Raw genomic sequence first — 11,922 nt, 5'->3', positions numbered from 1 at the left:
GGTCTATCCTTGCTCCCCTTTTTCTAAATTAAAGAAGGGAAAGGTGAGAATACCGTGAGTGAAGAAAAAGTACCGGAATATCTTTCTTTTTTTGCCAGCCTCTACAATGTGGTTGAAAACCCTGTATTAGGTATGTGGTTGCTATACCTAACCATTTTGGCACTATCCATTTTGGTGTACAAGCTTGGATTTGCATTAAAGCTGCCAATCTTAAAGTCTGCTATTATTTATCTATTCCTGGCATTGGGTGGGACTGTACTTACATTTTTAGGGATTTTCCTGCCAGTAGCAGAAGGGTTGGTTGTGGCAGCCTTGATTCTGATTATCTACAAAATACGTTTGCGCCGTCATAAGCAAGAAGAAGGCACAGAATCTTAAAGGGAGGTCTCGTGATGAGGTCCTTGCAAGATACGCTTTATAATTGGCTGACCATTAAAGTGGTTGCTGAAGCCAGACCAGATGATAAATCTGCACAGGATACGATGAAATTGTTCGAATCCATCCTGATTGATGACCATAAGCTAACGGAGATAAGGGTAACGAAGGAAGACCCGATGTACTATGTATCGTACATAAAGGATGGGGAAGCTCAGAAAAACCGCTTTCCGATTGAATTGATTGATGTCATGCTCGAGCAGATCAAGAATGAACCGGAAAAATACCATAATTATGAATAAATGAAAAAGAGGATCACTCACTAGTGCAAAGCACACCATTTGAGTCATCCTCTTTGTTTTTGTTTAGGAAAATAAAAAATAGGAATTAATATTGCAAAAAGTATATGACCGATTGTCCATAAGGAAAAACTGATAGGGTCGTCCGCAGGAGGAGTATCCTTTTTCGCAAGAATGGTCAATGGAAAGTAAAGAAACACAGTAGGCAAAGTTAAAAGGAAAGACCAAATATAAGGGCTGGTTTTAGAGTTTGCCTTTCTTTCCATCAGCCAGGCAAAAATAATCCCAATAAAGACGGCTATAAGAACATGGAACAAAAATTCCACAAGCTCCGGAAAATTCCGGTTGCCGATAAAAGGGATGAAATCAACATTCAGCAATAAAATATAGATCTTCTTGGAGAAAATGGCCTCCAAGCCTTTCATCGCAAGCCCCATAATCGAGCCGCTGATGAAACCTGAAAGTGCCCCTCTCAGTATCATCCTTTACCACTCATCCTGATTTTGCTTCTGTTCGTAAAGACGGAAGTTGCCAGTAGCAATTCTTTCATTTGTTCTTTTTTCGATTCTTGCGCTGCAATCATCACACATATAGGTGTGGATAGGTCTGTTTCGAAGTCTTTTTGCTATCAGGGATTCATCATTTATACTTTCAATTTTATCGCAAATTACACACTTGACTCTCATGGTCCACCTCATCTAATCCAACATTACGTATAGTATAGCATAAAGGAGAAGGAACAGAATAACAAAAGAAGGTCCGGTTAATTTCAATATAATAGTAGCACGCCCCAAAGAACGGTTGTGGTATGATAATAGAAAATCCAAATTGAAGGGGGTTATTTATATGCCAAATCTGGTGGAATCTACACTTGTCGAATCGCTGTTGTCAGCTTTACAGGAAGAGCAGCTTGTTTCCATAAGCACAGTGGATTTTGAAACAGGTGGTCCAAATGTCAGCGCTTTGTCCTGGATCTATGCCAGTGACGAGACAACCATCCATCTTGCAGTCACCGCCAAGTCCAGGATTGTCCAAAATATTGAAAACAATAACCATGTTGTGGTTACGTTGTATGCCAATGAATCGGTCTATTCCATACATACCACAGCAAATGTTCAAGAAAAAGAGGCAGACCAGCTCCCTCTAAAGCTGGCACTCATCACTTTGAAAATAAAAGAGGTGCGGGACGTGATGTTCTATGGTGCTAAAATATGCGTTGAACCTCGTTTCGAGAAAACATATGACAAGGAAGCAGCAAAAAAACTTGATCAGCAAGTAATGAGACTCCTAAAGAATTTAAAATAAAAGCAAAGTGCCAGAACACACAGGGGAAATTGTGGTTCTGGCACTTTTTTAATCTTGTTCGACCTTTTTATTCCGTTCTTCATCCTTATGATGGTTTGATTGCTCCTGCTGTTTTTCTTCTAATTCCTTCTGTTGATTTTCTGGAAGTTGGGAATTGTTCTGCTCTGTCGGATTCGGAGCAGTAGGTTCTTTCAAATCAATCGGAATCTCCGGCATGACACGTCCAACTATTTCGGCAAGCTCCTCCATGATCCCAGCAAGTGGCCTCCCGCGCTGAATGTCCCTCCCCATTTCTTCCAGGCGGACAAAGGAGTCTGCATCTGCAATGATGACTGCTGTTGCACCATAAGGATCGTTTTTCAGACTTTCTGCAACAGAGTATTTGATGGTGCTTACTCTTGAACGATCCAGATCAGAATTGACATCTATACCAACCACAGCATATGGTCCCAATACTACGGCAGTTGCATCATTGACATTCGGTACGCGTGTAGCCAATTCTACAAGATGAGCGGAAACCTCTTGTCCCGTTTTTCTATCCACATGTATGTCAGCAGAGTCTTTGACATGGATAATCTGGGACTTATCATCTTCTTCTCGGGATATATTCCGGGGCTGATTATTACAGCCTGAAACAGCCAGTATAACAATGAATAACACAAAAAGTCGTTTTTTCATTCTACTCACTCCTTTAACGTACTTTGACCAATTTGTCATGTCGCTTGATTTTATTGTTTATTTGTTCTTCTATCTTTATTCATTTAGACATATATTTTATCAACGGTCCGTCCCTTAATATGGTCAAGCAAAAGGACTCGCAGTACAGTGGGGCCATAAATTCTGAAGGTGATGGATGCCTTGATTCACTCCCGAAAGAAAATAAGAATATAGAGCCAGGAGTAGGAGGCGGCAGGTTGAATAAAATTTATGTCTTAGATACAAATGTATTGTTACAGGATCCATATTCCATTTATTCTTTTTCTGATAATGAAGTGGTTATACCGGCAGTAGTCCTGGAGGAAGTGGATTCGAAAAAACGATATATGGATGAAATAGGAAGAAATGCAAGACAAGTGTCAAAAATTATCGATTCATTAAGGCAAACAGGCAAGCTGCATGAAAAAATTCCTTTGCATAATGGAGGCGCCCTGAGGATTGAATTGAATCATCGGAGCTTCCACCAGTTGCAAGAAATTTTTGTGGAAAAAACGAATGATAACCGAATCCTTGCAGTAGCTAAAAACCTTTCATTGGAAGAGCAGACAAAGGAGGGTGGAAGAGCTGTCATCCTAGTCAGCAAAGACGCGCTTGTAAGGGTAAAGGCAGATGCAATCGGCCTTAATTCCGAGGATTTTCTCAATGACCGAGTGGTGGAAGTGGATCACATTTATAAAGGATTTTTGGAGGTTTATGTAGCCGCAGATAAAATGAACCTTTTTTATGAAAAGGGGGAAATGAATGTATCGGAGCTTGCCAATCATCCCTTTTACGCAAACCAATTCATTATTTTGAAAGATGCTTTGGGAGGGTCTGCATCTGGGCTGGGGCTTGTTGATGGAACGGGAAAAAAGGTGAAGAAGCTAGTTTTTGACCAGGATCATATCTGGGGAATCAGACCAAGAAATGTACAACAGACTATGGCGTTTGAAATGCTACTACGGGCTGATATTCCACTTGTTACCCTGACAGGAAAAGCTGGCACCGGAAAAACGCTCTTGGCATTGGCTGCAGGTCTCCTTCAGACGGAAGACTTAAATCGCTACAAGAAACTATTGGTTGCAAGGCCCATTGTACCCGTAGGAAAGGATATCGGATTTCTGCCAGGCGAAAAAGAGGAAAAACTAAGGCCGTGGATGCAGCCTATTTTTGATAATCTGGAGTATCTGTTCAATACAAAGAAACCAGGTGAACTGGATGCCATATTGGCAGGTATGGGATCTATTGAAGTCGAGGCTTTGACCTATATAAGAGGAAGAAGCATTCCTGAACAATTCATCATCATTGATGAAGCCCAGAACCTAACGAAGCATGAGGTGAAAACGATACTTACGAGAGTAGGAGAACGAAGTAAAATAGTCCTGATGGGAGACCCTGAACAAATCGACCATCCGTATCTTGATGAATATAATAATGGTCTGACATATGTTGTGGAACGATTTAAGGACCAAAAGCTGGCAGGACATGTCAAGCTGATCAAAGGGGAAAGGTCCATGCTGGCAAAATTGGCAGCAGATTTACTCTAGAACTGAAATATTATGCTGCAAAAGCAAGGGTCTGAGATATTTCCTCTCAGACCCAAAGGCGGCGCATATTTCACTTTACGATTATTCTATTTACACACTTCAACGGGTTAAGTTGATTGGATCCGTCCCCAAAGTAAACATGGACAGGTCCATCCTCTTTCAAAGGTTTGCCTTTGTTTGAGAATCCAAAAATAATATCTTGTGCATGGTCGATAGTTACTTCCACTTCTTGTTCGCCACTGACAAAAACGATAGAGGAGGCATCCTCATGCGGCTCAGCATTTTGCAGGAATGGAGCGAATTTAATACCGAATGACCCTGTCAACAACTGTTCCTTTTTAAATTTTCGTTCTGTTTTTAATGTAGGTGGCTGGATGGCACCCTCGCTTATTTCGCGTTCCCACTGTTTTGAAGCAGCCTTCGTGTAAGCCTCTAGTTCGTCAGGTTCCTCACTGATCTGTTCTGTGAAATATGTATCCAAATCCAAACGGCGGTCGTCAAAAATCCATACACCTGGATCTAGTGTAATTGAGAATTGCACCTTTCCTTCTATTCTGATGATTGATTCCATGTGGTCCCCCTAGAAATTGTAGTCTTTTTCATCATTATAATGCCTAGAAAAATTTTTGTCATGTCCACTGAAGCCCTGGGCAAATTAACGCATCCTTTATTCACCCGTGGAATCCAATCTTTTCGCACGAAGCTTGCAATTTTTCCAGAATAACGATAATATTTATAGATAAGATAGGTATTTGTTCGTAAACGGAGGGATCGATATTGGCATCAGATATCGTGGTCGATCATCGTGATAAAGCTATTTCGCTTTTAAAGGCTGATTCAGATAAAATTTTGAAGTTGATTCAAGTACAAATGGATAATTTGACTATGCCTCAATGTCCACTATACGAAGAGGTCCTGGATACCCAGATGTTTGGTTTGTCCAGGGAAATGGACTTCGCTGTTCGCCTAGGCTTGATTTCCGAAAAGGAAGGCAAAGACATCCTCTCCAAGCTAGAGAGGGAATTGTCTGCTTTACATGAAGCCTGGGAGAAAAATTGAATGAATAGAACGCTCAATCTACAACAACATTGTTGATTGAGCGTTTTTATTAATCTGAAAAGATAAGCAAATATTTACATTTTTCCAAATCCGATGTGAAAAGAAGGAAAAATTTAAATACATAAGGTATAATTGCAAGTATAATTAAAAAAATATTCTAAACTTTTCTGGAGAGAAGTAGCTACTAGGGGGAGACAAAATGACGAAGAAAATCAATAAGATACTTGTTGCCAACCGCGGCGAGATTGCAATTCGTGTTTTTCGAGCTTGTACTGAATTAAATATTCGAACGGTTGCTATTTACTCAAATGAAGATATCGGGTCCTTTCACCGATATAAAGCTGATGAAGCTTATCTAGTGGGAGAAGGGAAGAAGCCTATCGATGCCTATCTGGATATTGAAGGCATCATTGAAATAGCAAAAGCTAATGGCGTGGATGCCATTCATCCTGGATATGGGTTTTTATCTGAAAACATTCATTTTGCCAAAAAATGTGAAGATGAGGGCATTATCTTTATTGGTCCAACCTCCAAGCATCTTGATATGTTCGGAGACAAAGTGAAAGCTCGCAGTCAGGCTCAACTGGCAAACATCCCGGTAATCCCTGGGACGGACGGGCCTGTTGATTCACTTGATGAAGTGATGGATTTTGCCGCAACTTACGGCTACCCGTTGATGATCAAAGCCGCTTTAGGTGGCGGTGGCCGTGGAATGCGTATTGTACGCAGTAAATCGGAACTGAAAGAGTCCTTTGAACGTGCAAAATCGGAGGCGAAAGCTGCCTTTGGCAACGATGATGTATACATAGAGAAGCTGATTGAGAATCCAAAGCATATTGAAGTGCAGATTTTAGGAGATCAGCACGGAGAAATCATCCACTTATTCGAACGTGACTGCTCCATACAACGCCGTCACCAGAAGGTAGTCGAGATTGCTCCAAGCGTCTCCATCCCCGATGAATTGCGTGACCGGATCTGTAATGCTGCAGTTGAACTGATGAAGAATGTGGATTACATTAATGCCGGGACAGTGGAGTTTCTGGTGGCAGGGGATGAATATTACTTCATAGAAGTAAACCCGCGCGTACAGGTCGAGCATACCATCACAGAGATGGTCACTGGGATTGATATCGTACAATCACAAATCATGATTGCAGAAGGACATGCCCTGCATGGCAGTAAGCTTGGTATCCCGAAACAAGAGGATATTCGTGTTCATGGTTTTGCCATTCAATCCCGAGTAACAACAGAGGATCCGTTAAATGGCTTCATGCCGGATACAGGAAAGATTATGGCATACCGATCGGGTGGAGGTTTTGGTGTCCGCCTGGATGCAGGTAACGGCTATCAGGGGGCTGTGATAACCCCTTACTACGATTCCTTGCTCGTTAAGCTTTCCACTTGGGCATTGACCTTTGAACAGGCAGCAAACAAGATGGAGCGTAATTTAAAGGAGTTTCGTATACGTGGAATCAAAACGAATATTCCTTTTCTAGAGAATGTTGTACGCCATCCGAAATTTATGAATGGGGAATATGATACATCATTCATTGATACGACACCTGAATTGTTCGTGTTTCCAAAGCGAAAAGACCGAGGAACCAAAATGCTTAGCTATATCGGGAACGTTACTGTTAATGGATTCCCTGGAGTGGAAAAGCGAAAGAAGCCGATCTTCCCAAATCCTAGAATGCCGCAAATGAAAGGCATGGAGACGGTTCCAAGCGGTACAAAGCAGATTTTGGATGAGAAAGGTGCAGACGGTCTTGTCAAGTGGATCGGTGAGCAAAAGGAAGTACTCTTAACTGACACAACCTTCCGCGATGCGCATCAGTCACTGCTTGCTACTCGCCTGCGTACACATGATATCAAGCAGATTGCTGAACCTACCGCAAAACTGTTGCCAAACCTCTTTTCGATGGAAATGTGGGGTGGAGCTACCTTTGATGTCGCATATCGCTTCTTAAGTGAAGATCCATGGGACCGTCTTCTCACCCTGCGTGAAAAGGCACCAAACGTGCTTTTCCAAATGCTGTTGCGTGCTTCCAATGCAGTAGGCTACAAAAACTATCCGGATAACCTGATAAAGGAATTTGTAGAAAAATCCGCATATGCCGGGGTTGATGTGTTCCGGATCTTTGATAGCTTGAACTGGGTCAAAGGGATGACCTTAGCTATTGATGCTGTCAGGGATAGCGGTAAAATCGCCGAGGCTGCCATCTGCTACACGGGTGATATCAACGATCCTGCCAGAACGAAATATGACCTAAACTATTACTGCAACCTTGCTAAGGAACTGGAAGCCAGCGGTGCGCATATCCTGGCCATAAAAGATATGGCGGGGCTTCTGAAGCCACAGGCAGCCTACCGACTGATCTCTACACTCAAGGAAACGATTGATATTCCGATTCATCTTCATACCCATGACACAAGCGGGAATGGAATTTATATGTACGCAAAAGCAATAGAAGCCGGTGTTGATATTGTCGATGTCGCTATCAGCTCGATGGCAGGATTGACCTCACAACCAAGTGCAAACTCTTTGTACTACGCCTTGGAGGAAACGGAACGCAAACCTGACGTGTCTGTAAAAGCGTTGGAGCAGCTATCTCACTATTGGGAGGATGTCCGAAAATATTATAGCGATTTTGAAAGTGGTATGATGAGTCCTCACTCTGAAGTATATATGCATGAAATGCCTGGAGGCCAATACAGTAATCTTCAACAGCAAGCGAAAGCCGTGGGGCTTGGTGCACGCTGGGAGGAAGTAAAAGAAATGTATCGCCGGGTAAATGATATGTTCGGTGATATCGTGAAGGTAACACCTTCTTCCAAAGTGGTGGGGGATATGGCCTTGTTTATGGTTCAAAACAATCTTACGGAAGAAGATGTAATAGAAAAAGGAGAATCCATTGATTTCCCTGATTCGGTCATCGAACTTTTTGAAGGCTACTTGGGTCAACCGCATGGCGGATTCCCGAAAGAGCTGCAGAATGTCATACTGAAAGGCAAATCGCCGATTACAGTCAGACCTGGTGAACTATTGGACGATGTGGACTTTGATGAGATCCGCCATAAGCTGTTTGATACATTAAACCGTCAGGTGACAAGCCATGAGATGATTGCTTATGCTCTATATCCGAAAGTATTTCTGGATTACCAGAAGAAGCAGGAGGAATACGGAAATGTTTCCGTGATCGATACTCCGACCTTCTTTTTCGGAATGAGGCTTGGAGAAGAGATTCAAGTGGAAATTGAACAAGGGAAAACATTGATGGTGAAGCTTGTTTCAATTGGACAACCTCAAAAGGACGGAACGAGAGTGGTCTACTTTGAATTGAATGGACAGCCTCGTGAAGTGAATATCAAGGACGAAAGCGTGAAGTCGGCTGTTGTGACCAAACCGAAAATGGATGGCAGTAATCCGACTCATATTGGAGCAACCATGCCGGGCACCGTTATTAAAGTGCTAGTTGAAAAAGGGGAGAAGGTCTCAAAGGGCGACCACCTTATGATCACAGAGGCCATGAAAATGGAAACGACCGTTCAGGCTCCTTTCAGTGGAACAGTCAAGGAAATCCATGCAAACGCCGGAGAAGGCATTGCCACAGGCGACTTATTAATAGAAGTGGAACAGATCTAACCAGTCTCAAATAAAAAAAAGCCCCAATATACATTTGGGGCTTCAGACTGTAGACAAACTCGAGTAAATTCGAGGTTGTCTACAGTTTTTTTATGCATCTTTATAATTATCCCCGTTGATTTCCGTTCCAGGCACTGCGCTTATCATTAGGCTCCCGAGGCCACCTTAGGATAAGCGAACGCCTGGAACGGAGACCAACAGGGTGTTTAATGTTGACATCTTATCTTAAGCCCAGCCCTATCCAAAATTGGGGCTACTTCCTTTTTTGGCATCAAAGGAGGTGTTTAATAAAGCAAAAGAAAAAAGCGAGGGATCTGATAGTTGATCCGCTCGCTTTTATTGTTGTTTTTGCCTATTCACTTTATTTCTTGTCACTAGCATCAATAGATAGCTAAGTACTCCAAAGAGACAGGAAATGATCAGGGCATGTAAAAGTGAAACAAAAATATTCAATTTTGTAAATACGACTAATGCACCTGTCGTCGCCTGCAATAAAACCAACACTGCACAAACCATCCAACCTTTATAAATGACTGGTTGATGCTTGTACTTCCTGAAAGCGAGAATTGCTACATACAAGATCCAGACTACGATGAGTCCTGCAGCGGCCCGGTGCCCCATTTGAATCCATTCATGCATTTGTGTAGGGAGGCCAAGTCCATTTCGGGTACATGTCGGCCATGTAGGGCATGCTAAGCTTGCACCGACGTGACGGACCAAAGCGCCAGAATAGACAACCATATAACAATAGGTGATGATTCCAATGATGTGAAAAGACATACGGCGGTCAATGATCAATGTTTCTGCGTCAAATCGCTTGTCCGCTTCGAAGATAAGTAACGTTAACAGAAAGACAGATGCGAACGATACTAGAGAAATTCCGAAATGTAGCGCTAATACAGCCGATGACTGTCCCCAGATTACGGCAGCTGCCCCGATAAGAGCCTGTAGCATGAGTACGGCAAATGAAAGCAACGCAAGGAATTTCGTTTCTCTTTTATGGCCGATTACCCTCCAGGCCCAAATTGAAAGGACCAATACCACAATTGCAGCCAAGCCTGAAACAATACGATGGCTCAGCTCGACAACCAGTGCAAAATCGATATTGCTAGGTATAAGTTCGCCGTGGCATAGTGGCCATGATCTTCCGCAACCCATGCCAGATCCGGTTTTTGTGACTAGCGCTCCCCCAATAAGTACAAAAAGCATGATAATAGAAGTACAAACGGCGAACCATTTCAATAATCTATACAACCGATTCACCTTCTAACAAAGAATTTATTTCTCCCATATATATATAAACAAGCAGAAATGGTAAAATAGTAAACGTCCTCCCAATACTACACAATGTAACGGAAAATGACAATAACCAACCTAAAGCTACAAAAGCGAATTTATTATCGTGAAAAAGGTTGAATAATGGTGAGGAGTTTGCTAGAAATATATATGGGACATGTTGAAATGGTAGCTGTCCAATCGACAATATGGTCAACAAACCCTATTATATACTGATTTAGAGAGTGTAGGTAATATTCTGTGTAGGTGACACAAATTAGTCATATTTTCTTCAAATATAATTCACAATGTTTTAGGCAAATATGATTTAATATACAGAGAGAATGTTACTTAACATCCTTGTGTTTTCGTGTGTTTTACACTATCTCAAAGTTCCTTAGTGGAAACGGATTCAATCCTGAATGTACAGGATATTATGTGTTTATCATGTATGGACCAAGGTTCAAAGGAGGAATACAAATGGCAAAATTGAGGACTTTGGATCAAGCATCTGCTTCTTTGTCAGGTGACCGTCCTCAAGATAAAGAAGTGAATTCTGTTTGGAAGGACTTCTTAGCGCTTATTAAAATAGGAATTGTCAATTCTAATTTTATTACTACTTTTACTGGGCTTTGGTTAGCATTGTTTTTTACCCAAAGAAGTTTTATAGCCAATATAGATGTTGTTCTACTCACAATCATCGGTTCTTCACTGGTAGTAGCCGGCTCCTGTAGCCTTAACAACTATATCGATCGCGATATCGACCATCTAATGAAGAGAACCAAAAACCGTCCTACCGTAACAGGTCGAATGAATCCGGTAGGTGCACTTTATCTTGGTCTGGCTTTAACAGTAATCGGTACTATTCTATTAGCACTGACAACATATACTGCAGCCATTATTGGTTTGATAGGAGCCTTCACTTATGTGGTCCTCTATTCTATGTGGTCCAAAAGAAGGAATACTTTAAATACTGTGATAGGCAGTATTTCGGGTGCGGTCCCTCCGCTAATTGGCTGGGCAGCAGTGGATCCGGACCTTTCATTGATTGCATGGATGCTGTTTTTCATCATGTTCCTTTGGCAGATTCCACATTTCTTGGCAATCGCGATTCGTCGCTGTGAAGAATATCGGAGTGCCGGTATCCCAATGCTCCCTGTCGTGCATGGATTCAACATAACCAGACGACAAATGCTCGTATGGGTGGCTTGTTTATTGCCATTGCCATTCTATATGTTTGACCTGGGTCTTGCTTTTGTCATATTGGCAACCCTGCTGAATCTGGGCTGGTTTGCATTAAGCCTCGCAGGATTTAGAATGAAGGATGAAATGAAGTGGGCGACATTGATGTTCGTCTATTCCTTGAATTATCTTACCATCCTTTTTGTTTCCATGATTATTGTAACAATTTTTTAAAACAAGACAGTATAAGCCCAGTTCCTATAAAGAAATGACTGTCTTTTTTTAACGGAAACTTTAAAGATGAAGGGTGAAAGAGTGTAAGCTGTGGTATAGTAACAACTAGAGGCAAAATTTTCATCAAATGAAGACAGAATGTGTGATGGACCTCGACACCATAAGTCATTTTCCGGCAGATGTTGCTGTTAACCTCTGTCGGAAAATGCCTTATGCTTGTCGAGGCTACATAAAAGCGAAGAGAACCTGCCTGCAACTACCGAGCATCGTTTTATGCGCTCAAATTGCATCCAGCACTTCTCGCTTT

At 42.0% G+C, this 11,922-nt stretch carries 12 protein-coding genes; 7 read left to right on the top strand and 5 right to left on the bottom strand.

From position 1 onward, the window contains the following. Window positions 1-54 precede the first annotated feature (54 nt). Window positions 55-378: a YlaH-like family protein gene (locus ABN702_RS10940; RefSeq protein ID WP_204418516.1), complete on the top strand. Its 324-nt coding sequence runs from the start codon at window positions 55-57 to the stop codon at window positions 376-378. A gap of 14 nt (window positions 379-392) precedes the next feature. Next, window positions 393-677, top strand: coding sequence for a hypothetical protein (locus tag ABN702_RS10935; RefSeq protein WP_417900676.1), 285 nt, complete (start codon window positions 393-395; stop codon window positions 675-677). Between the two features lie 44 nt (window positions 678-721). Here the strand turns inward: ABN702_RS10935 and ABN702_RS10930 are convergent, their stop codons facing one another. Next, on the bottom strand, window positions 722-1,156 hold the full coding sequence (locus ABN702_RS10930; RefSeq protein ID WP_417900675.1) for a hypothetical protein: 435 nt from the start codon (window positions 1,154-1,156) through the stop codon (window positions 722-724). Window positions 1,157-1,159: 3 nt separating this feature from the next. Next, window positions 1,160-1,360 carry a YlaI family protein gene (locus ABN702_RS10925; RefSeq protein WP_204418513.1) on the bottom strand — a complete coding sequence of 67 codons (201 nt, stop codon included), beginning with the start codon at window positions 1,358-1,360 and terminating at the stop codon, window positions 1,160-1,162. A 160-nt stretch (window positions 1,361-1,520) separates the two neighbouring features. Between ABN702_RS10925 and ABN702_RS10920 the strand changes: the two genes are divergently transcribed. Beyond that, the gene (locus tag ABN702_RS10920) at window positions 1,521-1,979 is read left to right on the top strand and encodes a pyridoxamine 5'-phosphate oxidase family protein (RefSeq protein WP_417900674.1); all 459 of its coding nucleotides are present in this window, start codon (window positions 1,521-1,523) and stop codon (window positions 1,977-1,979) included. Window positions 1,980-2,027: 48 nt separating this feature from the next. Here the strand turns inward: ABN702_RS10920 and ABN702_RS10915 are convergent, their stop codons facing one another. Next, window positions 2,028-2,657, bottom strand: a complete 630-nt coding sequence (locus ABN702_RS10915; RefSeq protein WP_417900673.1) for a YhcN/YlaJ family sporulation lipoprotein — start codon at window positions 2,655-2,657, stop codon at window positions 2,028-2,030. Between the two features lie 236 nt (window positions 2,658-2,893). Here ABN702_RS10915 and ABN702_RS10910 point away from each other — a divergent pair, with 236 nt between their 5' ends. After that, on the top strand, window positions 2,894-4,222 hold the full coding sequence (locus ABN702_RS10910; protein WP_417900672.1) for a PhoH family protein: 1,329 nt from the start codon (window positions 2,894-2,896) through the stop codon (window positions 4,220-4,222). A 70-nt stretch (window positions 4,223-4,292) separates the two neighbouring features. Here ABN702_RS10910 and ABN702_RS10905 read toward each other — a convergent pair whose 3' ends face one another. Then, a complete protein-coding gene (locus ABN702_RS10905; protein WP_417900671.1) occupies window positions 4,293-4,793 on the bottom strand; it encodes a peptidyl-prolyl cis-trans isomerase in 501 nt (166 codons plus the stop codon). A 206-nt stretch (window positions 4,794-4,999) separates the two neighbouring features. On the opposite strand from ABN702_RS10905, the gene ABN702_RS10900 reads away from it, so the two are divergent. Next, window positions 5,000-5,281: a YlaN family protein gene (locus tag ABN702_RS10900; protein WP_204418508.1), complete on the top strand. Its 282-nt coding sequence runs from the start codon at window positions 5,000-5,002 to the stop codon at window positions 5,279-5,281. A 199-nt stretch (window positions 5,282-5,480) separates the two neighbouring features. Further along, on the top strand, window positions 5,481-8,924 hold the full coding sequence (gene pyc, locus ABN702_RS10895) for a pyruvate carboxylase (RefSeq protein ID WP_417900670.1): 3,444 nt from the start codon (window positions 5,481-5,483) through the stop codon (window positions 8,922-8,924). A 336-nt stretch (window positions 8,925-9,260) separates the two neighbouring features. Here the strand turns inward: pyc and ABN702_RS10890 are convergent, their stop codons facing one another. Then, window positions 9,261-10,178 carry a COX15/CtaA family protein gene (locus ABN702_RS10890; protein ID WP_417900669.1) on the bottom strand — a complete coding sequence of 306 codons (918 nt, stop codon included), beginning with the start codon at window positions 10,176-10,178 and terminating at the stop codon, window positions 9,261-9,263. A gap of 501 nt (window positions 10,179-10,679) precedes the next feature. On the opposite strand from ABN702_RS10890, the gene cyoE reads away from it, so the two are divergent. Then, entirely contained in the window at window positions 10,680-11,615 is a 936-nt protein-coding gene (cyoE, locus tag ABN702_RS10885) for a heme o synthase (protein WP_417900668.1), read from the top strand. The last annotated feature ends 307 nt before the right edge of the window (window positions 11,616-11,922 follow it).

Source organism: Bacillus haimaensis, assembly GCF_048270625.1.
GTDB lineage: Bacteria > Bacillota > Bacilli > Bacillales > Bacillaceae_I > Sutcliffiella_A > Sutcliffiella_A haimaensis.
This window is presented reverse-complemented; position numbering and strand designations above follow the sequence as displayed.

What these genes read in the sequence shown, in the direction of transcription:
- cyoE (WP_417900668.1), top strand. Translation starts at nt 10,680, where the DNA reads ATGGCAAAATTGAGGACTTTGGATCAAGCATCTGCTTCTTTGTCAGGT.
- ABN702_RS10925 (WP_204418513.1), bottom strand. Translation starts at nt 1,360, where the DNA reads ATGAGAGTCAAGTGTGTAATTTGCGATAAAATTGAAAGTATAAATGAT.
- ABN702_RS10905 (WP_417900671.1), bottom strand. Translation starts at nt 4,793, where the DNA reads ATGGAATCAATCATCAGAATAGAAGGAAAGGTGCAATTCTCAATTACA.
- pyc (WP_417900670.1), top strand. Translation starts at nt 5,481, where the DNA reads ATGACGAAGAAAATCAATAAGATACTTGTTGCCAACCGCGGCGAGATT.
- ABN702_RS10920 (WP_417900674.1), top strand. Translation starts at nt 1,521, where the DNA reads ATGCCAAATCTGGTGGAATCTACACTTGTCGAATCGCTGTTGTCAGCT.
- ABN702_RS10930 (WP_417900675.1), bottom strand. Translation starts at nt 1,156, where the DNA reads ATGATACTGAGAGGGGCACTTTCAGGTTTCATCAGCGGCTCGATTATG.
- ABN702_RS10915 (WP_417900673.1), bottom strand. Translation starts at nt 2,657, where the DNA reads ATGAAAAAACGACTTTTTGTGTTATTCATTGTTATACTGGCTGTTTCA.
- ABN702_RS10935 (WP_417900676.1), top strand. Translation starts at nt 393, where the DNA reads ATGAGGTCCTTGCAAGATACGCTTTATAATTGGCTGACCATTAAAGTG.